Source organism: Pseudomonas sp. YL2 (assembly GCF_023063025.1).
GTDB lineage: Bacteria > Pseudomonadota > Gammaproteobacteria > Pseudomonadales > Pseudomonadaceae > Aquipseudomonas > Aquipseudomonas putida_A.
In genome coordinates, this window is sequence record NZ_JAJSLU010000001.1 from 447,422 (window position 1) to 472,767 (window position 25,346).

General features: G+C 62.0%; 21 protein-coding genes. 12 read left to right on the forward strand and 9 right to left on the reverse strand.

From position 1 onward, the window contains the following. Positions 1-39: 39 nt before the first annotated feature. Positions 40-786: an NRDE family protein gene (locus LVD08_RS02040; RefSeq protein ID WP_247267264.1), complete on the reverse strand. Its 747-nt coding sequence runs from the start codon at positions 784-786 to the stop codon at positions 40-42. A 130-nt stretch (positions 787-916) separates the two neighbouring features. On the opposite strand from LVD08_RS02040, the gene LVD08_RS02045 reads away from it, so the two are divergent. From LVD08_RS02045 to LVD08_RS02055, 3 genes are all read left to right on the forward strand, one after another. Next, positions 917-1,699 carry a sulfite exporter TauE/SafE family protein gene (locus LVD08_RS02045; RefSeq protein ID WP_027610537.1) on the forward strand — a complete coding sequence of 261 codons (783 nt, stop codon included), beginning with the start codon at positions 917-919 and terminating at the stop codon, positions 1,697-1,699. Between the two features lie 93 nt (positions 1,700-1,792). Next, positions 1,793-2,608: a prolipoprotein diacylglyceryl transferase gene (gene lgt, locus LVD08_RS02050; protein WP_007965581.1), complete on the forward strand. Its 816-nt coding sequence runs from the start codon at positions 1,793-1,795 to the stop codon at positions 2,606-2,608. A 50-nt stretch (positions 2,609-2,658) separates the two neighbouring features. Then, positions 2,659-3,630, forward strand: coding sequence for a thymidylate synthase (locus LVD08_RS02055; RefSeq protein WP_247267265.1), 972 nt, complete (start codon positions 2,659-2,661; stop codon positions 3,628-3,630). Positions 3,631-3,756: 126 nt separating this feature from the next. Here LVD08_RS02055 and cadR read toward each other — a convergent pair whose 3' ends face one another. Beyond that, a complete protein-coding gene (gene cadR / locus LVD08_RS02065; protein ID WP_008088440.1) occupies positions 3,757-4,206 on the reverse strand; it encodes a Cd(II)/Pb(II)-responsive transcriptional regulator in 450 nt (149 codons plus the stop codon). 84 nt (positions 4,207-4,290) lie between these two features. Here cadR and LVD08_RS02070 point away from each other — a divergent pair, with 84 nt between their 5' ends. The 7 genes from LVD08_RS02070 to LVD08_RS02100 all read left to right on the forward strand — a co-directional run bounded on the left by LVD08_RS02070 (position 4,291) and on the right by LVD08_RS02100 (position 13,410). Beyond that, positions 4,291-6,606, forward strand: a complete 2,316-nt coding sequence (locus LVD08_RS02070) for a heavy metal translocating P-type ATPase (protein ID WP_247267266.1) — start codon at positions 4,291-4,293, stop codon at positions 6,604-6,606. A 16-nt stretch (positions 6,607-6,622) separates the two neighbouring features. Then, the gene (locus LVD08_RS02075) at positions 6,623-7,486 is read left to right on the forward strand and encodes a LysR family transcriptional regulator (RefSeq protein ID WP_041072184.1); all 864 of its coding nucleotides are present in this window, start codon (positions 6,623-6,625) and stop codon (positions 7,484-7,486) included. A gap of 222 nt (positions 7,487-7,708) precedes the next feature. Beyond that, positions 7,709-8,785: a putative 2-aminoethylphosphonate ABC transporter ATP-binding protein gene (locus LVD08_RS02080; protein ID WP_247267267.1), complete on the forward strand. Its 1,077-nt coding sequence runs from the start codon at positions 7,709-7,711 to the stop codon at positions 8,783-8,785. Further along, positions 8,785-10,509: a putative 2-aminoethylphosphonate ABC transporter permease subunit gene (locus tag LVD08_RS02085; RefSeq protein ID WP_247267268.1), complete on the forward strand. Its 1,725-nt coding sequence runs from the start codon at positions 8,785-8,787 to the stop codon at positions 10,507-10,509. Before LVD08_RS02080 ends, LVD08_RS02085 begins: the two co-directional genes overlap by 1 nt. Positions 10,510-10,556: 47 nt before the next feature. Continuing rightward, positions 10,557-11,582, forward strand: coding sequence for a putative 2-aminoethylphosphonate ABC transporter substrate-binding protein (locus LVD08_RS02090; RefSeq protein WP_247267269.1), 1,026 nt, complete (start codon positions 10,557-10,559; stop codon positions 11,580-11,582). 137 nt (positions 11,583-11,719) lie between these two features. Then, complete coding sequence (locus LVD08_RS02095) at positions 11,720-12,853, forward strand: TIGR03364 family FAD-dependent oxidoreductase (protein WP_247267270.1); 1,134 nt, start codon at positions 11,720-11,722, stop codon at positions 12,851-12,853. Next, on the forward strand, positions 12,853-13,410 hold the full coding sequence (locus tag LVD08_RS02100) for a phosphonate degradation HD-domain oxygenase (protein ID WP_247267271.1): 558 nt from the start codon (positions 12,853-12,855) through the stop codon (positions 13,408-13,410). The genes LVD08_RS02095 and LVD08_RS02100 overlap by 1 nt, the downstream gene beginning before the upstream one ends. 113 nt (positions 13,411-13,523) lie before the next feature. Here LVD08_RS02100 and LVD08_RS02105 read toward each other — a convergent pair whose 3' ends face one another. Together LVD08_RS02105 and LVD08_RS02110 are read right to left on the reverse strand one after the other, a co-directional pair. Continuing rightward, positions 13,524-14,900 (reverse strand): GTPase/DUF3482 domain-containing protein, encoded by a 1,377-nt coding sequence (locus LVD08_RS02105; RefSeq protein WP_247267272.1) that lies wholly within the window; start codon positions 14,898-14,900, stop codon positions 13,524-13,526. Continuing rightward, the gene (locus LVD08_RS02110) at positions 14,893-16,266 is read right to left on the reverse strand and encodes a DUF2868 domain-containing protein (RefSeq protein WP_247267273.1); all 1,374 of its coding nucleotides are present in this window, start codon (positions 16,264-16,266) and stop codon (positions 14,893-14,895) included. The genes LVD08_RS02105 and LVD08_RS02110 overlap by 8 nt, the downstream gene beginning before the upstream one ends. 85 nt (positions 16,267-16,351) lie before the next feature. Here LVD08_RS02110 and LVD08_RS02115 point away from each other — a divergent pair, with 85 nt between their 5' ends. Next, positions 16,352-16,864 carry a dihydrofolate reductase gene (locus tag LVD08_RS02115; protein ID WP_247267274.1) on the forward strand — a complete coding sequence of 171 codons (513 nt, stop codon included), beginning with the start codon at positions 16,352-16,354 and terminating at the stop codon, positions 16,862-16,864. A 104-nt stretch (positions 16,865-16,968) separates the two neighbouring features. Here LVD08_RS02115 and LVD08_RS02120 read toward each other — a convergent pair whose 3' ends face one another. Then, positions 16,969-18,360, reverse strand: a complete 1,392-nt coding sequence (locus LVD08_RS02120) for an L-cystine transporter (RefSeq protein WP_247267275.1) — start codon at positions 18,358-18,360, stop codon at positions 16,969-16,971. A gap of 241 nt (positions 18,361-18,601) precedes the next feature. On the opposite strand from LVD08_RS02120, the gene LVD08_RS02125 reads away from it, so the two are divergent. Then, positions 18,602-19,657: a phosphorylcholine phosphatase gene (locus tag LVD08_RS02125; protein WP_097088939.1), complete on the forward strand. Its 1,056-nt coding sequence runs from the start codon at positions 18,602-18,604 to the stop codon at positions 19,655-19,657. A gap of 219 nt (positions 19,658-19,876) precedes the next feature. On the opposite strand, the gene ilvD is transcribed toward LVD08_RS02125, so the two are convergent. The 4 genes from ilvD to LVD08_RS02145 all read right to left on the reverse strand — a co-directional run bounded on the left by ilvD (position 19,877) and on the right by LVD08_RS02145 (position 25,248). Then, positions 19,877-21,718: a dihydroxy-acid dehydratase gene (gene ilvD, locus LVD08_RS02130; RefSeq protein ID WP_247267276.1), complete on the reverse strand. Its 1,842-nt coding sequence runs from the start codon at positions 21,716-21,718 to the stop codon at positions 19,877-19,879. Between the two features lie 257 nt (positions 21,719-21,975). Beyond that, complete coding sequence (locus LVD08_RS02135) at positions 21,976-23,208, reverse strand: MFS transporter (RefSeq protein WP_247267277.1); 1,233 nt, start codon at positions 23,206-23,208, stop codon at positions 21,976-21,978. After that, positions 23,201-24,178, reverse strand: coding sequence for a diiron oxygenase (locus LVD08_RS02140; RefSeq protein WP_247267278.1), 978 nt, complete (start codon positions 24,176-24,178; stop codon positions 23,201-23,203). The genes LVD08_RS02135 and LVD08_RS02140 overlap by 8 nt, the downstream gene beginning before the upstream one ends. Continuing rightward, a complete protein-coding gene (locus tag LVD08_RS02145) occupies positions 24,175-25,248 on the reverse strand; it encodes a SagB family peptide dehydrogenase (RefSeq protein WP_247267279.1) in 1,074 nt (357 codons plus the stop codon). Before LVD08_RS02145 ends, LVD08_RS02140 begins: the two co-directional genes overlap by 4 nt. Between the last annotated feature and the right edge of the window lie 98 nt (positions 25,249-25,346).

The window sequence follows — 25,346 nt, forward strand, 5'->3', positions numbered from 1 at the left end:
GGAGCGGGCTTGCTCGCGAAGGCGTCAGTCCCGCTACCGCTAAACCTGAACTTCCACCTCACCCAAATGCCCGCCATACGGCCCGAAACTGCGCTCGACCATTCGCCGCGTGCCGTCCGCCTGCACAATCAACGCCGTACTCGCCCGCGTCCCGTAACTTTGACTGGCAATAAACACACTCGACAGTAACGATTCAGTCGCCAGCCCGACCCCGGTGTCCGGCAATTCATTAAACGGCGCGGTCTGCGCATCGCTCAGTAACCCCAGCAGTCGCGCAGGCTGCGGATCATCCAGCACCGCACTCAATGAAGCCTTGGCCTTGAGCAATTTCGGCCACGGCGTATCCAGCCCGGCATTCGACAGCCCGTAAACCCCGTGTTCGAGCATCACCGGCTCAGACGTCCGCGCATTGAAGTGCCACAGCTCATGGGTATTACCCAGCAGCAGATTGAACCCGGCGTATTCCGGCGAGCGACCGACCACATCGCGCAAATAATCATCAATTGACGCATCACCCGCGAGAAACCGCGCCACCAGCTCGCCCCTTGATTTACGCGCCGGAGGCTGGTGCGGATCGCGGATATTGGTCAGTGCGGCGAAGCGTCCGTTGGCACCAATCCCCAGCCACGTGCCGCCCGCCTCAAGATCGCGCCCGGCATGCACGTGCGGCGCGTCGGCCCATGGCGCCAGCGGCAGGCTCGGGCGGGCGTAGAACTCGTCACGGTTGGCCGCGACGATCAGCGGCTGGGCATGGCCCGGGCGCCAGGCGAAAACGATCAGGCACATAAGGTGGTCCTTGTGTGTTTTCTGCTCACTCTACGCAGTCGGCGTCCGTGCATCCATCGTCAGTGGAGCCAAAGGGCATGCATCCGTTACCATGCCGCTCCGGTTTTGGGGATGCGTCTGGGAGACGGTCATGGAATTTCTGCTCTATCTGGCGTTGGGCGCCTGTGCGGGCGTGCTGGCCGGGCTGTTCGGGGTGGGCGGCGGGATCATTATTGTCCCGGTGCTGGTGTTCAGTTTTACCTTGCAGGGATTCGATCAGTCGATCCTCACGCATCTGGCGGTAGGGACATCGCTGGCGACCATCATCTTCACTTCGGTCAACGCCGTGCGTGAACACCATCGACGTGGTGCGGTGCGCTGGCCGATCTTCATGTGGATGACCGTGGGTATTCTGCTCGGCGCCGGTTTTGGGGCGCTGACGGCCGAGGCGATTTCCGGGCCGAACCTGCAGAAGATCATCGGCGTGTTCGCCTTGGTGATTGCCGTGCAACTGGCGCTGGAGGTCAAACCCAAGGCCAGTCGAACGGTGCCGGGCAAACTCGGTCTGACCGTGGCCGGCAGTGTGATCGGCTGGGCCTCGGCGATTTTCGGAATCGGCGGCGGCTCGCTGACCGTGCCGTTCCTGACCTGGCGCAGCGTGCCGATGCAGCAGGCGGTGGCAACGTCGTCGGCCTGCGGTTTGCCGATCGCCGTGGCGAGTGCATTAAGTTTCATGATTCTGGGCTGGCATGATCCGCTGTTGCCGCCGCATAGTCTCGGTTTTGTCTATTTGCCGGCGCTGCTGGGCATTGCCCTGACCAGCATGGTGTTCGCCCGTCTCGGCGCGCGCCTGGCACACAGATTGTCGCCGCGCTTGCTGAAACGGCTGTTCGCCGCTTTGCTGTTCTGCGTGGGCCTGAATTTCCTGCTCTGAGCCTCTGGTTCAGAACGGGCCGCAATCCTGGCTTAATCCTGAGGTGGCAGCGTCGCCCGGGAATTTTGGTTTCAACTCTAACGAGGAGTCGCAATGCTGCCTTACCCGCAGATCGACCCGGTGGCCCTGGCCATCGGTCCGCTGAAAATCCACTGGTACGGCCTGATGTACCTCGTCGGCATCGGCGGCGCATGGCTGCTGGCGTCGAGCCGGCTCAACCGTTTCGACCCGACCTGGACCAAAGAGAAGCTCTCCGATCTGGTGTTCTGGCTGTCGATGGGGGTGATTGTCGGTGGACGTCTGGGTTACGTGCTGTTCTATGATCTGAGCGCCTACATCGCCAACCCGACGCTGATTTTCGAAGTGTGGAAAGGCGGCATGTCGTTCCATGGCGGATTCATCGGGGTGATGCTCGCCGCGCTGTGGTTCGGCAAGCGTAACGGCAAGACCTTCTTCCAACTGATGGACTTTGTTGCGCCGATGGTGCCGATCGGTCTGGGTGCCGGGCGTATCGGCAACTTCATCAACGCCGAGCTGTGGGGCAAGCCGACCGACGTGCCATGGGCGATGATCTTCCCGCCGTTCAGCGATCCGGCGCAGTTGCCGCGTCACCCGTCGCAGCTGTATCAGTTCGCGCTCGAAGGCGTGGCGCTGTTCCTGATCCTGTGGTTGTTCTCGCGTAAACCGCGTCCGACCATGGCCGTATCCGGCATGTTCGCGCTTTTTTACGGAATTTTCCGTTTTATTGTCGAGTTCGTCCGCGTACCGGACGCGCAACTGGGCTACCTGGCCTGGAACTGGCTGACCATGGGTCAGGTGCTGTGCGTACCGATGATCGTCGGCGGGCTGTTCCTGATCTGGCTGGCCTATCGTCGTGCGCCGGCAGCGCCGCTCGCGCCGACCGCTTAAACTACGAACCCCGGCGCGCGACGCCGGGGCTCAAAGGACACAGGTAACTCATGAAGCAATATCTCGAACTGGTCTCGCACGTCATTCAGAACGGCACCAAACAGGCCAACCGCACCGGCATCAACACCATCAGCTTCCCGGGTGCGATGCTGCGTTTCGATCTGCAGGAAGGCTTTCCGGCGATCACCACCCGCAAGATGGCCTTCAAATCGGCCATCGGCGAGATGTGCGGTTTTCTGCGTGGCGTGAACAACGCCGCGGAATTCCGTGCGCTGGGCTGCAAGGTCTGGGATCAGAACGCCAACGAAAATGCGCAATGGCTGGCCAACCCGTTCCGTCAGGGCGAGGACGACCTCGGCGAAATCTACGGCGTGCAATGGCGCAAGTGGCCGGCGTACAAGCAGATCCCGCTGAGCAACACCGCCGCCATCGAACAGACCCTGAGCAACGGCTACAAGCAGATCGCCCAGGGCGAAGAAGACGGCCAGGCTTACGTGGTGCTGTACAAAGCCATCGATCAGGTGCGCCAGTGCGTCGACACGATCATCAACGACCCGGGCAGCCGCCGCATCCTGTTCCACGGCTGGAACGTCGCCCAGCTCGATGAAATGGCCCTGCCGCCATGCCATCTGCTGTACCAGTTCCACCCGAACGTCGAGACCAAAGAGATCTCCCTGACCCTGTACATCCGCTCCAACGACTTGGGTCTGGGTACGCCGTTCAACCTCACCGAAGGCGCTGCGCTGCTCAGCCTGATCGGGCGCCTGACCGGTTACACGCCGCGCTGGTTCACCTATTTCATCGGTGATGCGCACGTCTACGAGAATCATCTGGACATGCTCAACGAACAGCTCAAGCGCGAGCCGTTCGCCATGCCGAAACTGAAAATCTCCGACCGCGTGCCGGAGTTCGCCAAGACCGGTGTGTACCAGCCGGATTGGCTGGAGCTGGTAGAACCGAGCGATTTTTCGCTGGAAGGCTATGAGCACCACGCGCCGATGACCGCGCCGATGGCGGTCTAAAAGCTTCACGTAATACCCTGTGGGAGCGGGCTTGCTCGCGAAAGCGGTGTATCAGTTAACGATGATGTCGACTGCCACTCCGCCTTCGCGAGCAAGCCCGCTCCCACATTGGGTTCTGTGTAAGGCTCAGTGGCCGTGGCTACGGCCTACGTGGGAGTGTTCGACTTCCGTCGCCACAACCCCGCCACTCACCTCCAGCCGCTGCAAAATCCCGCACTGATCCGCCCCCGGCCCTTCGCCACAGCGTTGGCGCAGGTCGAGCAGTTGTGTCTGCAACGCCAGCAACCCGTCAATCCGCGCTTTCACATGCTGGATGTGCTCGTCGATCAGCGTATTGACGCTTTCACACTGATCCTGCGGGCTGTCACGCATCGCCAGCAGGCTGCGGATTTCTTCGAGGGTCATGTCGAGGGTGCGGCAGTTGCGGATGAAGGTCAGGCGTTCGGCATGCGCCTGGGTGTAAACGCGGTAGTTACCGTCGCTGCGCGCCGGCTCCGGCAGCAGGTTTTCGCGCTCGTAATAGCGGATGGTTTCCACGGCGCAGTCCGTGAGTTTCGCCAGTTCTCCGATCTTCATGACGGCAATCTCCAAAAGGGTGCTTGACCCTATAGTGGCTACAGGGTCTTTACTTGGCAACAGGCACCTTCATGGACGCGACCAATGAGCGATTCCCAGCACACCCACAAGCCCGGCGACGGGCACGATCATAGCCACAGCCATAAATTGCAGCCTGTGCATAAGCACGAACATGGCGGCGATTCCTGCTGCGGGTCGAAAGCCGCAGCACCGGCACCGGTTCATTCGCACGAAGATTCTTGCTGCTCGTCGACAGTCGCCGCGCCTGCGTTGGTGCAACTGAGTGAAAAGACCAGCGCTGACGCCCGCCTGAGCAGTTTCCGCATCGAAGCGATGGACTGCCCGACCGAGCAGACGCTGATCCAGAACAAACTCGGCAAACTCGCTGGCGTGCAGCAGCTGGAATTCAACCTGATCAACCGCGTGCTCGGCGTGACCCACAATCTGCCGGACACCGCGCCGATCACCGAGGCGATCACCTCGCTAGGCATGCACGCCGAGCCGCTGGAGGCGGGCGTCGAAGCCCCGGCCCCGGCGCCGGTAAAAAAACACTGGTGGCCCCTGGCGCTGTCCGGCGTCGGTGCGCTCGCCGCCGAGGTGATCCACTTCACCAACGCTGCACCGACCTGGGTGGTGGCGATCATTGCGTTGGTGTCGATCCTCAGCGGCGGCCTGACCACCTATAAAAAGGGCTGGATCGCCCTGAAGAACCGCAACCTCAACATCAACGCGCTGATGAGCATCGCGGTGACCGGTGCGGTGCTGATCGGGCAGTGGCCGGAAGCGGCGATGGTGATGTTCCTGTTCACCGTGGCCGAGCTGATCGAGGCGCGCTCGCTGGATCGTGCGCGCAATGCCATCAGCGGCCTGATGCAGATGACCCCGGAACAGGCCACGGTGCAGCAAGCCGACGGCAACTGGATCGAACAAGAGGTTAAAAGCGTCGAACTCGGCGCCCGCGTGCGGGTAAAACCCGGCGAGCGCATCGCGCTGGACGGTGAAGTGGTCAGCGGCAGTTCGACCATCGATCAGGCGCCGATCACCGGTGAAAGCCTGCCGGTGGAGAAAACCGTGGGCGACAAAGTCTTCGCCGGCACCATCAACCAGGCCGGTTCGCTGGAATACTCGGTGACTGCGGCGGCGAACAACTCGACCCTGGCGCGGATCATCCACGCCGTCGAACAGGCTCAGGGCGCACGGGCACCGACTCAGCGCTTCGTCGATCAATTCTCGAAAATCTACACCCCGGTGGTGTTCGTGCTGGCGCTGGCGGTGGCGATCATTCCGCCACTGTTTATGGGTGCGGCATGGTTTGACTGGATCTACCGTGCGCTGGTGTTGCTGGTGGTTGCCTGCCCTTGTGCACTGGTGATTTCCACCCCGGTGACCATCGTCAGCGGCCTCGCGGCGGCTGCGCGCAAGGGCATTCTGGTCAAGGGCGGCGTGTACCTGGAGGGCGGTTTCAAGCTCGATTATCTGGCGCTGGACAAGACCGGCACCATCACCCACGGCAAACCGGTGCAGACCGATTACCTGTCGCTCGACCCGACCGCCGACGCCAGCGCTCCGGCAATCGCCGCCGCACTGGCCGGGCGCTCCGATCACCCGGTGTCGCTGGCGATCGCCAATGCGGCTGTGGATAAAAACCTCGCCGTGCTGGCTGTGGATAACTTCGAAGCGCTGGCCGGTCGTGGCGTGAAGGGCCAGGTCAACGGCCAGACCTATCACTTGGGCAACCATCGTCTGGTCGAGGAGCTGGGCCTGTGCTCGCCGCAACTGGAAGAGAAGCTGTTTGCGCTGGAGAAACAGGGCAAATCCGTGGTGTTGCTGCTCGACAGTTCTGGTCCGCTGGCGCTGTTCGCCGTGGCCGACACGGTCAAGGAGTCCAGCCGCGAAGCGATCCGCCAGTTGCACGCGCTGGGCGTGAAAACCTTGATGCTCACCGGCGACAACGTGCACACCGCGCAGGCGATTGCCGCGCAGGTCGGCATCGATCAGGCCAAGGGCGACTTGCTGCCAACCGACAAGCTGCAAGCCATCGAAGCGCTTTATGCACAGGGTCATCGGGTGGGCATGGTCGGCGACGGCATCAACGACGCTCCTGCACTGGCCCGCGCCGAGATTGGTTTCGCCATGGCGGCCGCCGGCACCGACACCGCGATTGAAACCGCCGACGTCGCCCTGATGGACGACGATCTGCGCAAAATTCCCGCGTTCATCAGCCTGTCGCGTGACACCGCGAGCATCCTGAAACAGAACATCGCCTTGGCCCTGGTGATCAAGGCTATCTTTCTTGGGGTAACCTTCGCCGGACTCGCCACCATGTGGATGGCGGTGTTCGCCGACATGGGCGTGAGCCTGCTGGTGGTGTTCAACGGTTTGCGCCTGCTGCGCAAATAAACGATGAGGGATGGTTGTGCTGAGTGCCGAGCTGAAAGCGTTTTACATGGTCGCCCGCCTGGGCAGCATCACGCTGGCGGCGAAAAAGCTCGGCCTCAGCCAACCCACCGTGACCACGCAGATCCGCAATCTGGAAAGCCAGTATTCGGTGGAGTTGTTCTACCGTGGCGGTCGGCGCCTGAGTGTCAGCGATGAAGGCGCGCGGTTGCTGCCGATGGTCAAGGCGCTGCTGCAGCAGGAGGCGGACATCGAGTTCTTCCTGCGCAACAGCGGTCAGGTGCAGGGCACGCTGCGCATCGCTGCCACCGCGCCGTATTACATCCTCGATCTGGTGAAAACCTTCCGCGAGCGCCTGCCGCAGGTGGAAGTGTCGGTGGAAATCGGCAACTCGCAGCAGGTGCTCGAAGCGCTGGAGGATTACCGGGTGGATGTCGCGGCGTCGTCGCAGTTGCTTGAGGATGCGCGGTTGATTCGCCGGGTGCTCGGCAGCGATCCGCTGGTGCTGGCGGTGCATCGCAACCATCCGCTGGCGGCGCAGGAGCATGTGGCGTTGAGTGCACTGGCCGGGCATACGTTGTTGATGCGCGAGTCGGGTTCGACCACCCGCCGTTTGACCGAGGAGTTGCTGGAAAGCGCCGGGGTCAGTTTCGGCCCGTTGCTGGAAATCGGCAGCCGCGAGTCGATCCGTGAGGCGGTGCTGCGCAATATCGGCATCAGCATCATTGCTCGTCAGGAAGTGCCGCACGATCCGCAATTGCGGGTGCTGACCATCGAGAATGCGCCGCAGATTCCCGAGTACCTTTACTGCTTGAAAGAAAGGAAGGGCGCGCGGTTGCCGGCGGCCTTCCTCGGCTTGGCCCAAGAGATGTCTCCGGCCTGAGATCTCCATCTATCTTGCTGGCCTCATCGCGAGCAGGCTCACTCCTACAATCGAATGCGTTCCCCTGTAGGAGTGAGCCTGCTCGCGATGGCGCCAGTCCAGACACCGAATGACCTGAACCAAAATCCCCGAATACCACTATCGGCCGTTTTTGCCCTACTGCCACATGACGGACGCATTACAACTCTAGGATTGGCCCCATCAGCTTGATGAGGTCTGTCCATGAATCCTGCAATCGCAACTGCCCTGACCAACCCCGGTGCGCCGATGAAAGTGCGCGGCGTGCAGAAGCGCTTCGGCGCGTTCACCGCACTGGATGACGTCTCCCTCGATGTCGCGGCCGGTGAACTGGTGTGCCTGCTCGGCCCGTCGGGTTGCGGCAAGACCACGCTGCTGCGCTGCATCGCCGGGCTGGAGAAGCAGGACAGCGGCGAGTTGTACCTCGGCGACCGCGATGTTTCGCACCTCGCGCCGCAGGCCCGGGATTACGGGATCCTGTTCCAGTCCTACGCGCTGTTCCCCAATCTGACCGTCGAAGCGAACATTGCCTACGGCCTCGCCGGCAGTGGTCGCGACGAAGTACGCCGTCGCGTCGGGCAGATGCTGGAACTGGTCGGCCTCACCGGCAGTGAGAAAAAGTACCCGGGCCAGTTGTCCGGCGGCCAGCAACAGCGGGTTGCCCTGGCTCGTGCCCTGGCCCCGGCGCCGTCGCTGCTGTTGCTCGATGAACCGATGTCGGCGCTGGACGCACGAGTGCGCGAGCATCTGTGCACGGAGCTGCGCCAACTGCAGCGCAACCTCGGCATCACCACCCTGATGGTCACCCACAATCAGGACGAAGCCATGCTGATGGCCGACCGCATCGCCGTGATGAACAACGGCCGGGTCGAGCAGTACGCCACCCCGCAGGAAATCTACAACCGCCCGGCCACGCCGTTTGTCGCCGAGTTTGTCGGGCAGGGCAACTGGCTGCCGTTCCAGCGCAGCAGCGCCAGTCACGCCCGGGTTGGCGGGATGGATGTGCGTCTGGCCGATGGTAGCGTCAGCGGCGCCTCGGGCCGACTGTTCTGCCGTCCGGAAGCAATCAGCGTCAATCCGTTGGTGCACGAAGAAAACCTGTTTCCGGCGAAAGTCCGTGAGATCACCTTTCTCGGTAATCGCTGCCGCATGAGCTTCGAACTCGACCAATTGCCGGGCCACGCGTTGCTTGCTGAACTGGCGCCGGAAGCCATGCCACGCCTTGGCGCCCAGCAGATCATGGTCGCCTTGCCGCCGCGCAGCCTGCAGGTGTTTGCCTGATGAGCGCGAACATCGCACTGCCGCTACCGCACAAGCAGGCGCGGCGAGTGTCCGGGGCCGAGGTCGGTGACCGGATCTTCGTCCTCGGCGGCAAACTCCTGCTGCTATTGCTACTCGGTGTCGCTGTGCTGCTGCCGTTGCTGGCGATCTTCTGGCGCGGCTTCAGCAGCGAGGCCGGGCAGGGCGGTGGCTGGCTCGCCGCCAAGGAGCTGGTGAGCAGCACGAATTTCCACTGGCTGCTCGGCAACAGCCTGAAGGTTTCCCTCAGCGTCGCGGCCATCGTCGTACCGCTGGCCTACCTGTTTGCCTACGCCCTGCAACGCACACTGATTCCGGCCAAGGGCATCTGGCGCGGGATTTCCCTGCTGCCATTGATGGCGCCGTCGATGCTGCCGGGTATCGCATTGGTCTATCTGTTCGGCAATCAGGGCATGCTGCGTGGACTGCTCTCGGACAACATCTACGGGTTCTGGGGGATCGTGCTGGGTGAGGTGATCTACACCTTTCCCCATGCGCTGATGATTCTGCTGTCGGCGCTGTCGCTGGCAGATGCGCGGCTGTTCGATGCGGCGTCGAGCATGGGCGCCAGTCCGGCGAAAGCCTTTCGCAGCATCACCTGGCCGGCGACCCGGCAGGCAGTGTTCGCCGCGTTCTGCTTGGTGTTCACCCTGACCATCACCGATTTCGGTGTGCCGGTGGTGGTCGGTGGCGACTATCAAGTGCTGGCGCTGGAAGCCTACAAAGCCGTGGTCGGCCAGCAACAATTCGGACGCGGGGCGTTGATCGGCATGGTGCTGTTGCTGCCGGCGCTGTTCAGCTTCGGCGTCGATGCCTGGTTGCGGCGGCGTCACGGTGATTCCATGAGTGGCCGTGCGCAAGTGTTCAAACCGGCGCCGTCGAAATTACGTGATGGCTGCTATCTGGCGATTGTTTTGTTGATCAGCGCGGCGCTGCTGTTGGTGTTCGGCATGGCAGTGTTTTCGTCGCTGGTGAAGTTCTGGCCGTACAACCTGTCGCTGTCGCTCAATCACTACCAGTTCAACGAGACTGCCGGCGGTGGCTGGCTGGCCTACGGCAACAGCTTGAAGATGGCGCTGGGCACGGCGCTGATCGGCAGCGTGCTGATCTTCACTGGCGCTTACCTGATGGAGAAAACCCGCAGCCAACGCGGCCTCAACCTGACGTTGCGCATGCTCAGTTTCGTGCCGATGGCAGTGCCGGGGCTGGTGCTCGGTCTGGGTTACGTCTTCTTCTTCAACCTCAGCGGCAACCCGCTGCACGTGCTGTACGGCACGATGACCCTGCTGATCGTCTGCACCATTGCTCACTATTTGACCACCGCACAAATGACCGCGACCACCGCGCTGCGCCAGCTCGACGCCGAGTTCGAGTCCGCCGCGCTGTCGCTCAAGGCGCCGCTGTACCGCCACTACCTGCGCGTCACCGTGCCGATCTGCCTGCCGGCGCTGCTGGACATCGTGCGCTACCTGTTCGTCTCGGCGATGACCACGGTGTCGGCGGCGATCTTCCTCTACAGCCCCGACACCATCCTCGCGGCGGTCGCGGTGCTGAACATGGATGACGCCGGCAACGTCGGCGGCGCGGCGGCGATGTCGACCCTGATTCTGTTCACCTCGGCAGGCGTGTCCTTGCTGCTGGCGTGGGCTTCGCGCGGCTTGCTGCGCCGTTCCCAGGCCTGGCGGCAAACCGCGCCCGGTCACTGATTGACGACTTATCCCTACAGCCTCAACTCACCGACAGGAAAACGATCATGTTCAAGCCTATGGCCCTGGCCGCTGCTGTGCTCGCTACTTTCAGCCTGAATGCCTTCGCGGCAAAAACCGAGTTGACGGTGTACACCGCCCTCGAAGCCGAGCAACTGACCGCTTACAAAGCCGCGTTCGAAAAGGCCAACCCGGACGTCGAGATCAAGTGGGTGCGTGATTCCACCGGGATCATCACTGCCAAACTGCTGGCCGAAAAGGCCCGTCCACAGGCTGACGCGGTCTGGGGCCTGGCCGCTTCGAGCCTGGCGATCCTCGATCAGCAGGGCATGCTGCAAAGCTACGCACCGAAGGATCTGGGCAAGATCGGCGCGAACTACCGTGATTCTGCCAACCCGCCAGCCTGGGTCGGCATGGACGTGTGGGCCGCGACCATCTGCTTCAACACCGTCGAAGCCGAGAAGCAGGGCTTGAGCAAACCGGTGAGCTGGCAGGATCTGACCAAGCCTGAGTACAAGGGCAAGATCGTCATGCCGAACCCGGCGTCGTCCGGTACCGGTTTCCTCGACGTCAGCGCCTGGCTGCAAACCTTCGGCGAGAAGCAGGGCTGGGCCTACATGGACGGTCTGCACCAGAACATCGGCCAGTATGTTCACTCCGGTTCCAAGCCTTGCAAACTGGCTGCTGCGGGCGAATTCCCGATCGGCATTTCCTTCGAATACCCGGCCGTACAGCTGAAACGCCAGGGCGCGCCGCTGGACATCATCCTGCCGAAAGAAGGCCTAGGCTGGGAGATCGAAGCGACGGCCGTGATCAAAGGCACGCCGCATGAAGAGGCAGCGAAGAAACTCGCGGACTTCTCCGCCAGCGCCGGTGCGATGGATCTGTACAAGGAGAACTTTGCAGTTCTTGCGCAGCCGGGTATCGCCAAGCCACAGACCGAACTGCCGGCCGACTACGAGCAGCGCCTGATCAAGAACGACTTTGCCTGGGCCTCGAAGAACCGCGACGAGATCCTCACCGAATGGCGCAAGCGGTATGACGGCAAGTCCGAGAAAGTTGTCGCCAAGTAAGATCTTTATCGACTGACAGGGCCTCTTCGCGAGCAAGCCCGCTCCCACATTCGACCGAGTTCCACCGGAAGGAATGCAATCAAACTGTGGTAGCGGGCTTGCTCGCGAAGGCGGTCTCCCATTCAGGGAAAATCTCCATGACTCAACACAAAGACCTGCTGATCGTCGGCGCCGGCATCCTCGGCCTGTCCCACGCCTACGCCGCCGCCAAACGCGGCCTCAAGGTCAGCGTTTTCGAACGCACTGCCACGCCCCTCGGCGCTTCGGTGCGCAACTTTGGTCAGGCGCTGGTCACCGGTCAGCCACCGGGGCCGATGCTTGAACTGGCCAAGGCCAGCCGCGAGATCTGGGGTGACTGGGCGCAACTCGCCGGTCTGCAGATCAAGCGTAACGGCTCGTACCTGTTCGCCCGCAGCGAAGCCGAAGAACACTTGCTCGAAGCTTTCTGCAACGGCCGCGCCGTGGAGCACGGGTACAACGTCGCCTTGCTGCGTGGCGCTGCCCTGCGTGATCTGTATCACGGTCAGTTCAGCCACCACCGCGCGGCGCTGCACGGCATGGACGATCAACAGCTGTACTCGCGTGAAGCGATTCCGGCGTTGATCGACTATCTGCGCCGCGACCTCGGCGTCGAGTTTCACTTCAGTACGCTGGTGCGCGACGTCGAACCGGGGCACCTGCACAGTACCGCCGGCAGCTTCACGGCAAAGCAAATCATCGTCTGCTCCGGCCACGATTATCAGACCCTGCTGGCCGAACCGATTGCCGCGCTCGATCCGCAGATCTGCCGCCTGCAAATGCTCCGCGCCAAACCGCAGATCGAGCTGAATCTGCAACACGCCTTGCTCACCGGTTTGAGCTGCGTGCACTACGGCGCCTTCGCCGATTTGCCAGAAGCGGCGGCGGTGCAGGCGCAGATCCTGCGCGAACAACCGCATCTGCACGACAACGGCATTCACCTGCTGATCAGCCCGACGCCGTATGGCGAGCTGATCATCGGCGACTCGCACCATTACGGCAGCGATCCGTCGCCGTTCAACGCCGAGCAGGTCGACAACTGGATGCTGGAGCTGGCCGAACAAACGCTGGGCTGCAAGGTGCAAGTGGTCGAGCGCTGGCAGGGCGTCTATGGTGCCCGTGGGCCGGGGCCGTTTTCGTTGCTGCGCCCGGCACCGGGGGTGAGTGTGGCGCTGATGCACACCGGCGTCGGCATGAGCGTCGGCCCGGCACTGGCCGAGCGCAACGTGGCTCAATTGCTGGAGGAAATGTGATGGCGGGGCATGCGCAAGTCGTTGACCGGGTGTTTGCGCTGTATGAACGCTTTGGTGCTAGTGATTACATCGGCGAGCCGGTGTCGCAGATCGAACACATGTCTCAGGCAGCGCAGTTGGCGATGGCTGAAGGCTTTGATGATGAAGTGGTGCTCGCTGCGTTCTTCCACGACATCGGCCACCTGTGCACCGAAGGTGCCGAGAACATGGGCGGTTATGGCGTGGTCAGCCATGAGCGATTGGGTGCGGACTACTTGCGTGAGGCGGGTTTTAGTGAGCGTATGGCCCGGCTGGTGGAATATCACGTGCAGGCCAAACGTTATCTGACGCTGCGTGAGCCGGGGTATTTCGAGCGCTTGAGTGAAGCGAGTCGCCGCACGCTGGAATATCAGGGCGGGGTGATGAGCGAGGCTGAGGCGGATGTGTTTGAGCGGGATCCGTTGTGTGCCGTCAGCTTGCGCATGCGCCATTGGGACGAGCTGGCCAAGGAGAGGGCGGTGCCGGTGATTGACCTTCAGGTGTTGAAGGAGAAAGCGGCGCGGCTGCTGGCTGCGTAATCCATGTCACCGAATTGCGCCATTCGCGAGCAGGCTCGCTCCCACAGGGTTTTGTGTTCTGACCACGATCCAATGTGGGAGCGAGCCTGCTCGCGAAGAGGCCAGATCAGGCGCTACAAATCTGCAGCCAGAAACTCAATCTGCTCCTGCCGCTCCGCCTGATTCAACTTCGCATGCGGATTGAGTGAAGACCACTGCGGATGCGCCCGCGCCTTGCTCAGCGCATCCGGCAACTTGCCTTCACGCCAGGTCTTGTCCTGCGGGGTGGCGACCTGGACCGCCTCCATCGCCGCATGCCCGCGCTGATCCAGCGCCAGCAACAGTTGGCGCTGCCGCAACGCCAGCAGCCGCAACACCCCGTCATCCACGGTCAACTCCCGCTGGCCCCTGATCTTGCCGAGCAAGCGGCTGCCATAACTGCGCGCCGTTTGCAGCGCGCCGCCGGCAATCGCCCCGGCCAATGCCGCCGCACCGAGGGTAATCCCGCCGACCAGCAAATCCACGCCAGCCCCCGCCGCGGCACCGGCCGCAATCCCGCCGCCCACCCGCACGCCGAGTTGCTTCAGGGTTTCCGGGTTGAACAGATCATCGCCCCAACGCCCATCGAGCAACGGCAGATCACTGGCCGCAGCATCCTGCGGGCGGAACGCGTAGAGCTTGAGCAACGCCTCAACGCATTTTTGTTCACGCTGGCGCACGGCTTTGCGCAGTTCGCTGATCGCTTGCTGCTCCTGCTCGGCCTCGCTGACCACGTTGCGTCGGCACGCGGCGCAGTCGATTAGCAATTCGGCGATCAAACGCGCCGCACTTTGTTGGCGGGCGAGGCGCTGGGCCTGTTGATCGGCGATCAAGCGCTCCAGTTGCGGACGGGCGTTTTCCAGCAACAGCGCAAGGCTTTCGTACAGGCGCCGCTCGCCATCTTCCGGCGGCGCAACGCTGTCGAACCGCACCAGCGCATGCAGGCCGAGCCGCGCCAACGCTTCGCGCCAGTCCGGCTCGCGATGGTTGGCGCTGCTGACGAAATTCAGCACCGGCAACAGCGGCTTGCCGCAACTGGCGAGCACTTCGAGTTCGTCACGATATTTGGCCAGCACCGGTTCGCGGGCGTCGATCACATAAAGACCGGCGTCGGACGCGAGTAGCTGTCGCAGGACTTTCGCCTCCTGTTCGAAACGCTGACGTGCTTCGCTGCCGTCGAGAAACCGCGCCAGTCGCGCCGGGCCGTCGAGACGTTCGCCGGGGCGCTCCAGACGCTCAAGGAAGTCCAGCAAGGCGATGGCGTCTTCCAGCCCCGGCGTGTCGTAGAGATCGAGCAACGGCTCGCCGTCCACCGACAACCGCGCACCCTCGACATGTCGAGTGGTGCTCGGCCGGTGCGAGACTTCGCCGAAACCGACGTCGCGGGTCAGGGTGCGCAGCAGCGAAGTCTTGCCGACGTTGGTGTGGCCGACCACCGCGAGTTTCAGCGGCGCTTTCCGGGCATCAGTCATGACCGCTCTCCAGCCAGTTCATCGGCGCGCAATCGGCGAACGGCAACTCCAGTTGTTGCAGCGCAACGTGCCAGTCGCCGAGACGGGCACTGTCCAGCGCTTCGCCGGGCGGTGCTTGCAGCAGCCAGACCCGGGTGGCGTTGGCGTTGCGCGCCAGTTCGGCGATCAGCGCGAGGCTGCCGCGATCCGGCGAGCGTCGCGGGTCGCAGGCGATCAGCAGGCGCGCCGGAGGGAAACGGCTGAGCTGTTCGAGCAGTTTGTGCCGTGATTCGCGGCTGTCGAGGATGCCGGCGTTGCTCACGGTTTTCGGCAGGGCCGGTGGCCACGGGCGCTGATCGTCGAGTTCGATGGCCACCAGCAAAGCGCCGTCGCTGGCGTGTTCGCTGACGCTGCTTTCGACCCGATGCAACTGCGCAGGCGCGGCGTCGTTGATGCCGAGGCGTTCGCTGGTCGGCATCAGCCGTTCACGCAACTGGGCGTAACCGGGTAGGTTCAGGTCCAGCGTCAGCGCGGCTTTGCCGCGACTCCAGCGCCAGAAACACAACAGCGCCAGCAGCAGGCGCGGCAGCACGCCGTAGACCACCAGCACGCCGACCAGCCAGGTTGCCCAGGCCTGGCGTGCGCTTTCGATATCCAGCGCTGCGCCGCCACTGGCGCGGATCATCTCTACGGTCGGCACGTTGAAGCCGAGCAGTGCCGGCAGCGCGCCGAGGGCTTGGGTCAGGTTGATAAAGGTGTCGGCGCTGAGAATGGTGGTTTCCCAGACGAAACCATAGCGCCGGGTCGCCATCAGCGTCAGCAGCAACAGCAGGGCGCTGAGCATCGCCAGCAACCACAGACCGTTGACCAATGTGCCGAGCGCCCAGCGATTGAGTTTTTTGCGTTGCAGCATCAGCAGCAGGGCCGGCGCGAGTTGCGCGGCTTTGGCATCGCGAGCGAGTTTTTCGCTGAGCCACAGCCACAAGCGCCCGAGGGTGGCGCCGTGTTCACCGGCAAAGATCAGCCCCAGCGCCCAGCTCAGCAGCAGAATCAGGTTCAGCCCGAGCAGGCTGCCCAGGGCCCAGAACACATTGACCGGCGTCTGGCTCAGTGCGGCGAAGGCCAGACCGGCGCCGCTCAGCAGCGCGAAAATCACCAGCAGCACCAGCGCCAGACGCGCGCCTTGCAGCCAGTGCTGGAGTGCTGCGCTCAGCCCGTCGCGCTCGGCCAGCCACACGGCGCGGCGCTGAATACGGCCCGGCAGATCGCCGCCGGCCGCGCGGGCCAGACGATTGGCTTCCAGATCTTCCAGGGGGCCTGCGTGTTCTTCGCGCAGGCGGATGGTTTCCGTCAACCAGAGGTTTTGCAGTGGAGTCAGTTCAGTCACGCGCCATTCCGTTGCTCGATTGAGCAGTGAGCATAACCGCTGTGGCGCTTATCGGGTCAAGCGAGGCTCTGGTATCCTCGCCGGCATGACTAAATCACTCCCCCTCAGCCTGATCGCAGCCCTCGGTGAAAACCGCGTGATCGGCGTCGACAACAGCATGCCCTGGCACCTGCCGGGGGACTTCAAATACTTCAAGGCCACGACCTTCGGCAAGCCGATCATCATGGGCCGTAAGACCTGGGACTCCCTCGGCCGTCCGCTGCCGGGCCGCTTGAACATCGTGGTCAGCCGTCAACCGGATCTGCTGCTGGAGGGAGCGGAAGTGTATCCGTCGCTGGAAGCCGCCGTGATTCGCGCCGAGGAATGGGCGAAAGCGCAGGGCGTCGATGAGTTGATGTTGATTGGCGGGGCGCAGTTGTATGCGCAAGGGCTGGCGCAGGCCGATCGTCTGTATCTGACCCGAGTGGCGCTGAGCCCGGAAGGCGATGCGTGGTTTCCGGAATTCGATCTGAATCAGTGGACACTGGTGTCGAACGTGCCGAATCCGGCTGATGGCGACAAGCCCGCTTACAACTTCGAGGTCTGGGAAAAAGCTTAAGAGCTTCGCGAGCAAGCCCGCTCGCACATTGGATTTGTGTCGATCACAGATCCAATGTGGGAGCGGGCTTGCTCGCGAAGAGGGCAGGTCAGGCAAAGAAGAATTTAAGCCTGAGCAAGCTCCGCATGCTCATCCGCATCCAGCAGTTCTTTATCGGTCTGCTGCATCACCTGGCTGGTAATCGCACCGGCGGTGATCGAACCACTTACGTTCAACGCCGTACGCCCCATGTCGATCAGCGGCTCAACCGAAATCAGCAGCGCCACCAGTGACACCGGCAAGCCCATCGCCGGCAGCACGATCAGTGCCGCGAACGTCGCGCCGCCGCCAACACCGGCCACACCGGCCGAGCTCAGAGTGACAATCGCCACCAGTGTCGCGATCCACAGCGGATCCAGCGGGTTGATGCCGACCGTTGGCGCAACCATCACCGCCAACATCGCCGGGTACAGACCGGCGCAACCGTTCTGGCCGATGGTCGCACCGAACGAGGCGGCGAAACTGGCAATTGATTGCGGAATGCCCAGACGACGGGTCTGCGCTTCGATGCTCAGCGGAATGCTCGCCGCGCTGGAGCGGCTGGTGAACGCGAACGTCAGCACCGGCCAGATCTTGCGGAAGAAACGCAGCGGATTGATCCCGGCGGCCGACACCAGCAGGCCGTGCACCACGAACATCAGGCCCAGGCCGAGGTACGAGACCACGACGAAACTGCCGAGCTTGATGATGTCCTGCAGGTTGGAACCGGCGACCACTTTGGTCATCAGCGCCAGCACGCCGTACGGGGTCAGCTTCATCACCAGACGCACCAGACGCATCACCCAGGCTTGCAGGGTGTCGATGGCATTGATCACTTTCTGACCTTTCTCGGCATCATCCTTGAGCAGTTGCAGCGCAGCAACCCCCAGGAACGCGGCGAAGATCACCACGCTGATGATCGAAGTCGGCTTGGCTCGCGCCAGGTCGGCGAACGGGTTCTGCGGAATGAACGACAGCAGCAGCTGCGGCACATTCAGGTCGGCGACCTTGCCGGCGTAGTCGGTCTGAATGGTTTGCAGACGGGCCATTTCCTGAGTACCGGCGACCAGGCCTTCGGCGGTGAGGCCGAACAGGTTGGTCAGACCGATACCGATCAGCGCCGCAATCGCGGTGGTGAACAGCAGCGTGCCGATGGTCAGGAAGCTGATCTTGCCCAGCGACGACGCGTTGTGCAGACGTGCCACCGCGCTGAGGATCGAGGCGAACACCAGCGGGATCACGATCATTTGCAGCAGCTGCACGTAGCCGTTGCCGACCAGATCGAACCAACCGATCGAGGCTTTCAGTACCGGGTTGCCGGCACCGTAAACGGTGTGAAGGGCAACACCGAAGGCTACGCCCAGCACCAGCGCGAGCAGGACTTTTTTCGCCAGGCTCCACGTCGTGTGGCGGGTTTGCGCCAGACCGAAGAGCAGGGCGAGGAACACCAGCAGATTGAGGATCAGCGGCAGATTCATGAAGACTCCGATAAGACTTGTGCCAGTCGCATTCTTGGGCAACTGCTAACCGGCAAGCCTAACAGTTTGATTTCCAATGAATTAATACCGAAATCGCAGGTCATCCGTCGTTTTTGGAATAAGCGCTTGTCGCTCTCGGCAATGCAACTGGCGTTGAGGAGACGTAAGCGGTCGCTGACAGACGAGGACTGTCACACTTATTTGTTAGCGTCGATGTCTTTCAGTCAGGGAGAAAATGCCGATGAAGTTCGCACCGAAAATGCTCGCTGTGGTTCTTGGATTGGGCTTGGCCGCTCACGCATTCGCCACCGACCTGAAGCACTGGCCGGCGGATCAGGCCAAGGCACTCGACGCGATGATCGCCGCCAATGCCAACAAGGGTAACTACGCGGTGTTCGACATGGACAACACCAGCTACCGATACGACCTTGAAGAGTCGTTGCTGCCGTTCATGGAAAACAAGGGCCTGATCACCCGCGACAAACTCGACCCTTCGCTGAAACTGATGCCGTTCAAGGACACCGCCGACCATAAGGAAAGCCTGTTCAGTTACTACTATCGCCTGTGCGAAGTCGACGACATGGTCTGCTACCCGTGGGTAGCGCAGGTGTTCTCCGGCTTCACTCTCAAGGAACTCAAGGGCTACGTCGATGAGCTGATGGCGTCGGGCAAACCGGTGCCGGCCACTTACTACGAAGGCGATGTAGTGAAGAACATCGATGTGCAGCCGCCGAAAGTCTTCACCGGCCAGGCCGAGCTGTACAACAAGCTGATGGAGAACGGCATCGAGGTTTACGTGATGACCGCCGCCTCCGAAGAACTGGTGCGCATGGTCGCGGCCGATCCGAAGTACGGTTACAACGTCAAACCGCAGAATGTGATCGGCGTGACCACGTTGCTGAAGAACCGCGAAACCGGCGAGCTGACGACTGCACGCAAGCAGATCACCGCCGGCAAGTATGACGAGAAGGCCAACCTCGGCCTCGAACTGACCCCGTACCTGTGGACCCCGGCAACCTGGATGGCCGGCAAACACGCGGCGATCCTGACCTACATTGATGAGTGGAAAAAACCGGTACTGGTGGGCGGCGATACCCCGAGCAGCGACGGTTACATGCTGTTCCACGATGTGGATGTGGCCAAGGGCGGCATTCACTTGTGGGTCAACCGCAAGGACAAATACATGACCCAGCTCAACGGCATGATGGCCAAACACGCAGCGGCGCAGGCCAAGGAAGGATTGCCGGTGACGGCGGACAAAAACTGGGTGATCGTCAAGCCTGAAGAAATCCAGTAAGCCCCCAATCCTTGTTGGAACTCAGATTCCAGAATCACTGACAGCCCCCTGTGGGAGCGGGCTTGCTCGCGAAGAGGGAGTGTCAGGCGAGAGATTTTTTGACCGGTAGACCGCTTTCGCGAGCAAGCCCGCTCCCACAGTTTTGATCTTCATTGTTTTTGGATCAGGCAAAAAAATGCCCCGCACTTGGCGGGGCATTTTTTGTTCGACAGCTAAGACTTACAACCCGTCGAGCATCGCCTTGTTACGCACCGCACCCTTGTCGGCGCTGGTCGCCAGCAGGGCGTAGGCCTTCAGGGCGGTGGTCACTTTGCGTGGACGCTGCTCGACCGGTTTCCAGCCTTTCTTGTCCTGCTCGACCCGGCGCGCAGCCAGTTCTTCATCGCTGACCAACAGGTTGATCGAGCGGTTCGGGATGTCGATCAGCACTTTGTCGCCGTCCTGCACCAGACCGATCGCGCCACCGGCCGCAGCCTCTGGCGAAGCGTGGCCGATCGACAGGCCGGAAGTACCGCCGGAGAAACGACCGTCGGTGAGCAACGCACAGGCTTTGCCCAGACCTTTGGACTTCAGGTAGGACGTCGGGTAGAGCATTTCCTGCATGCCCGGGCCACCTTTCGGGCCTTCGTAGCGAATGATGACGATGTCGCCTTCCTTCACTTCGTCGGCGAGGATGCCGCGCACCGCGCTGTCCTGGCTTTCGAAGATCTTCGCGTTGCCTTCGAAGACGTGGATCGACTCGTCGACGCCGGCGGTTTTCACCACGCAGCCGTCGAGGGCGATGTTGCCGTACAGCACGGCCAGGCCGCCTTCTTTCGAATAGGCGTGCTCGAAGCTGCGGATGCAGCCGTTTTCACGGTCGTCGTCGAGGGTTTCCCAACGGGTCGACTGGCTGAACGCGGTCTGGGTCGGGATGCCCGCCGGGCCGGCCTTGAAGAAGTGATGCACGGCTTCGTCGGTCGTCTGGGTGATGTCCCACTTGGCGATGGCTTCTTCCATGCTGCGGCTGTGCACGGTCGGCAGGTCGGTGTGCAGCAGGCCGCCACGGGCAAGGGAACCGAGGATGCTGAAGATGCCGCCAGCGCGGTGCACGTCTTCCATGTGGTACTTCTGGATGTTCGGCGCGACCTTGCACAGTTGCGGCACGCTGCGCGAGAGACGGTCGATGTCGCGCAGGTCGAAATCGATCTCGGCTTCCTGGGCGGCAGCCAGCAGGTGCAGGATGGTGTTGGTCGAACCGCCCATGGCGATGTCGAGCATCATCGCGTTCTCGAACGCCTTGAAGTTGGCGATGTTGCGCGGCAGCACGGATTCGTCGTTTTCGCCGTAGTAGCGCTTGCACAGGTCGACGATGGTGCGGCCGGCCTGCAGGAACAGTTGTTCGCGGTCGCTGTGGGTGGCGAGGGTCGAACCGTTGCCCGGCAGTGCGAGACCGAGGGCTTCAGTCAGGCAGTTCATCGAGTTGGCGGTGAACATGCCGGAGCATGAACCGCAGGTCGGGCAGGCGCTGCGCTCGTACTCGGCAACCTTCTCGTCAGAAGCGCTGGAGTCGGCGGCGATCACCATGGCGTCGACGAGGTCGAGGCCGTGGGAAGCGAGTTTGGTCTTGCCAGCTTCCATCGGGCCGCCGGAAACGAAGATCACCGGAATGTTCAGGCGCAAAGCAGCCATCAACATGCCCGGGGTGATCTTGTCGCAGTTGGAGATGCAGACGATGGCGTCGGCGCAGTGGGCGTTGACCATGTATTCGACAGAGTCGGCGATGATCTCGCGGCTCGGCAGCGAATAGAGCATGCCGTCGTGACCCATGGCGATGCCGTCATCCACGGCGATGGTGTTGAATTCTTTCGCTACGCCACCGGCGCGTTCGATTTCCCGGGCAACCAGTTGACCGAGGTCTTTGAGGTGCACGTGGCCCGGCACGAACTGGGTGAAGGAGTTGGCAATGGCGATGATCGGCTTCTTGAAGTCGTCATCTTTCATCCCGGTGGCGCGCCACAGTGCGCGGGCGCCGGCCATGTTGCGGCCGTGGGTGGATGTTTTCGAGCGGTAATCTGGCATGGAGCACTCCGGGCGGCTAATCAGGTATCAAAAGGGAGTGAGCTTCTATTGACGTCTGGAACACTCAGAAATGGCCGTGTGTCCTGGATGTTGCCGATGACTTTGCGGGATCGCCGCTTGCCTCAGCCTGAGCTCATAAACCCGCCGGGGGATGAATGGCGATGAATCAGCCGATTCTACACCGCTGGCGTCTGGAGGGAATGGCGCAAAGTGTTGTTCCAGTGCCGACGGTGCGTATGGCATGACGACTGGCAGGCTCAATCGCTGCCGAAGGGCGTGACCGCGCCGTTCTCGATAATGCTGGCGCGATGGCTGATCCGCTTGTTCAACGCCAGCGCGATGCAACTGAGCAGGACAAAACAGTAGCCGAGAGTGGCCTGCAGGTTGCCTGGACTCAGGCTGATCAGCGCACTGATCAACCCGCCGCAAATGAAGATGATCGTGCTACCGGCCGAGGCCGAAGTACCGGCGTTCTCCGGGAACAGGCCCATGGCGCGTGAGGTGGCGGCCGGGCGTGCAATGGTGGTGCCGGCGGTGCAGATCAGCATCGGGATCAATACCGTGACGGGCGAGAGTGCGAAGTACTGCGACAGTAATAGCATCACCAGCCCTGCCAGCAGAATCAGGCCCAACCCGGCCACGATCTGTTGCGCAGAGCTGATGCGCCGGCTCAACAGCGTGGCGGCAATCCCGCCGGTCACATACGCCGCACCGTAGATCAGCAGGATCAGTGAGAAGTCATAGGCTGAGAGCTGTAACTGATCCATGAAGATCAACGGCGAAATGACGATGAACGAGAAGTGGCAGGCGAACGCGAAAGCCGAAATCAGCCAGTAGCCGACGAACTCGAAATCCCCCAGCACCCGTCGATAGGCGCTGAGAAAGTTGAGCGGTGTGCCCTTGGCGACTGGCCGACCGCCGTCCAGAAACAGCCAGGCCTTGAGCAACACCACCGCCGCCAGTGCGATGAACAGCCAGAAGCTGCCACGCCAGCCCAGGGTCGCCTGCAGAAAGGTTCCGGCCAGCGGTGATATGGAGATGAAGATCCCGGTGGCGGTCACCATCAGGATCCGCAGGCGATCGCGCTCTGCGCCCTCGAACAGATCCTGCACCAGCGCCTGTGACAGGACGAAACAGCCACAACCGATGGCCTGCACGATGCGAAAAGTCATGAACAATGTGTAGTCGCTGGTCATTACGCAGCCGATAGCGCCGAGGATTGAGACAGCCATGCCGGCGAGCAGCAAGCCCTTGCGCCCGATGACGTCGGACAACGGCCCGATCAGCAGTTGGGCAAAGGCGATGCCCACCGCGAACAGGCTGATCGACAGGGCGATGTCGGTCGGAGTGCTGGCGAAGTGTTCGGCCAGCGCCGGGAACGACGGCAGCAGGACGTCCAGCGGAAACACCCCCAGCAGCACCATGGCCAAAAGCAGGCTGACCGCCCCGCGTCGTTGTCGGGTCGTTACCACCGTTCTTCCTTCAAGCATCGATCAGTCCTGTCTTGGCGAAAAGTTTGCGGTTGTTGGGTAGCGCGAAGAATCCGGCTTTTTCGAGTGCAGCAAGCGTAGCCGTCGCTCCGGATCGGGCACGCTGGCGGCTGGCCTGTTCGTTGGTCAGGCTGTCGAGGATTTCCTTGATCGCACCTTCGCCAATGCCGGCGCGGCGCAGGCTTTGGTGCAGCCATTGCTCGTCGACTTCGAAGAAGGTCGCCAGGGTCTCCAGCAAGGTTCTGGCCGCGAAGGCGCGCTGGCGGCTGTTCAGGGTCAACCAGAGGTAGTGAAAGACCTCGGAAAAAAAACGGCTGTGGCGCGCTTCATCAGCGAGGTGGTCGCGCAGCATGTCATTCACGCTGCTGACCAGCGTTTCCCGACACACATCCAGCAACTCCCGGGCAATGATGGTTTCGGAGACGAAGCCCAGCAGAAACCATGCCAGCGGGCGTTTGCTCTCCGGCGTTCGGGCGATCTGACCGGTCAGGCGGGTGATGCGCAGCGGCATCTGTGGACGACCGGTGAAACCATGCAGTTCGGCGATCTGTTCGGCCAGATGATGGGAGAACAATGCGTGATAACCCTCGTCGGTATAGAGCTGCAGCGCGGCGGTTTTCATCCTTGACGGAATGTGCGCGGGCAACTCACCGTGGACAATGGTTTCCACGGCGCGGTTGACGATGCGGTGTTCCAGCAGCGTGGTGTAGTCGAGAAAGTGCACCAGGTGGTTGGCAGCCAGCCGATGCATGACCTTGCTGCCTGCGGCTTCGATTGCCGGGTGGGACAGATACGGCAGGAATGCCGGCGGAAACCAGAAGCGGGTTTGCAGTTGCAACTGCAGGTCTGCCGGCAACTGGTAGTCGTGCCGGCTGGTGCGTACCGAAGCGTGGTTGTTCCAGTCGCCGAGGGTGAATCGAAGCGCCCAGGACTCTGGCGCTTCGGGCTGATCCACGGTTGATGCGCTCATTTGCGCGTCTCCTGCAACAGGTCGCGCATTTCCTGACACATCGCCTGACCGTCGCTGGCGCCGCAGCCGACAAAGAACAACGGTTGTTCAGCGCTGCCTTCGAGTTTGAGCAGGGCTTCGACCTGGCGGTCGGCGAATGCCCCGGTCAGCCACGTTCCCAGGCCCAGCGCTGTGGCCACCAGTTGAAAGGTTTGCGACAGATGACCCGCCTCGACAAACGCCATGCGATAGGCGCGTGAGTGTTCATACTTCCACCAGAGCTTGTCGAAACGAGCGGTGATGAACAGGCCCAGTGGCAGGTTATTGATGAAGTGCTGACCCGCCAGCAAATGACCCAGCGCGGGGTCGGGCAAAGGATTGACCCGGCTGAGTGCGTGTTCTGCCGGGTGATAGGCGTAGACACCCGGTTCGAGGCCCTCAATATTGCGTGCCAGAAGAAACCCTTCACAGGCATTCAATCCTCCACCCGACGGGCTGCTGCGCCGGGCACCGAGGCCTTCGGCGATGCTCTCGTCGCGGTCATTGTCGCGATGGCGAAGAAAGCCCAGCGAGAGGTACAGCAGTGTACCGACGTCATTGAGGGTGATCGCTGCGCCAGTGAAAGAGCGGCAGGTTTTTCTCAGGCGCAGGACATTGCCCAAGCTGGCAACGGTCAGGGCCGCAGAGGCGGGCAGGGTGATCAGAGGTTTGTCTTGATGGATCGGGCGATCTTGCGCGGGTGCCGGTGTGGTCAGCACGGCGCTGCAATGGTTCAGGTATTGCCTGGACCACTCGTGAATATTCTGGGGTATCTGTTCGCAGGGAATGTTCTGGGTGCCAATATGATAAATCTTCGACAATTCATCCCAGCCCCATGACGGAGTGTCTATTTTTGCAACGGTTAATATGCCCGCGTTCAGAAGTTGTGAGTCTATGATGTTGCGTCTGTCGAACTGTTCCGGGTTGTTGATAAGTTGTGCAAGTCGACAAGAGTAAGTCAGGTCAAGTTCATGTTGGGTGTGGTCTTTATAGTTCCAGACTATTTGTCCGGGCGTGCGCGGCAATATGAATAAATAGGGATTGATATGCATGTTGTGTTCATCGCTCTGGAACGGGTCGGAAGAACGCTGGGGTGCCGGCACTCCCCAGCGTTCTGGCTCACTTAGCGGGCTTTAGGCGCAACCAGGAA

Excerpts from the sequence above, each read along its gene's own strand:
- LVD08_RS02040 (WP_247267264.1), bottom strand. The coding sequence starts at position 786 with ATGTGCCTGATCGTTTTCGCCTGGCGCCCGGGCCATGCCCAGCCGCTG.
- LVD08_RS02045 (WP_027610537.1), top strand. The coding sequence starts at position 917 with ATGGAATTTCTGCTCTATCTGGCGTTGGGCGCCTGTGCGGGCGTGCTG.
- lgt (WP_007965581.1), top strand. The coding sequence starts at position 1,793 with ATGCTGCCTTACCCGCAGATCGACCCGGTGGCCCTGGCCATCGGTCCG.
- LVD08_RS02055 (WP_247267265.1), top strand. The coding sequence starts at position 2,659 with ATGAAGCAATATCTCGAACTGGTCTCGCACGTCATTCAGAACGGCACC.
- cadR (WP_008088440.1), bottom strand. The coding sequence starts at position 4,206 with ATGAAGATCGGAGAACTGGCGAAACTCACGGACTGCGCCGTGGAAACC.
- LVD08_RS02070 (WP_247267266.1), top strand. The coding sequence starts at position 4,291 with ATGAGCGATTCCCAGCACACCCACAAGCCCGGCGACGGGCACGATCAT.
- LVD08_RS02080 (WP_247267267.1), top strand. The coding sequence starts at position 7,709 with ATGAATCCTGCAATCGCAACTGCCCTGACCAACCCCGGTGCGCCGATG.
- LVD08_RS02085 (WP_247267268.1), top strand. The coding sequence starts at position 8,785 with ATGAGCGCGAACATCGCACTGCCGCTACCGCACAAGCAGGCGCGGCGA.
- LVD08_RS02090 (WP_247267269.1), top strand. The coding sequence starts at position 10,557 with ATGTTCAAGCCTATGGCCCTGGCCGCTGCTGTGCTCGCTACTTTCAGC.
- LVD08_RS02095 (WP_247267270.1), top strand. The coding sequence starts at position 11,720 with ATGACTCAACACAAAGACCTGCTGATCGTCGGCGCCGGCATCCTCGGC.
- LVD08_RS02100 (WP_247267271.1), top strand. The coding sequence starts at position 12,853 with ATGGCGGGGCATGCGCAAGTCGTTGACCGGGTGTTTGCGCTGTATGAA.
- LVD08_RS02105 (WP_247267272.1), bottom strand. The coding sequence starts at position 14,900 with ATGACTGATGCCCGGAAAGCGCCGCTGAAACTCGCGGTGGTCGGCCAC.
- LVD08_RS02115 (WP_247267274.1), top strand. The coding sequence starts at position 16,352 with ATGACTAAATCACTCCCCCTCAGCCTGATCGCAGCCCTCGGTGAAAAC.
- LVD08_RS02120 (WP_247267275.1), bottom strand. The coding sequence starts at position 18,360 with ATGAATCTGCCGCTGATCCTCAATCTGCTGGTGTTCCTCGCCCTGCTC.
- LVD08_RS02125 (WP_097088939.1), top strand. The coding sequence starts at position 18,602 with ATGAAGTTCGCACCGAAAATGCTCGCTGTGGTTCTTGGATTGGGCTTG.
- ilvD (WP_247267276.1), bottom strand. The coding sequence starts at position 21,718 with ATGCCAGATTACCGCTCGAAAACATCCACCCACGGCCGCAACATGGCC.
- LVD08_RS02135 (WP_247267277.1), bottom strand. The coding sequence starts at position 23,208 with ATGCTTGAAGGAAGAACGGTGGTAACGACCCGACAACGACGCGGGGCG.
- LVD08_RS02140 (WP_247267278.1), bottom strand. The coding sequence starts at position 24,178 with ATGAGCGCATCAACCGTGGATCAGCCCGAAGCGCCAGAGTCCTGGGCG.
- LVD08_RS02145 (WP_247267279.1), bottom strand. The coding sequence starts at position 25,248 with ATGCATATCAATCCCTATTTATTCATATTGCCGCGCACGCCCGGACAA.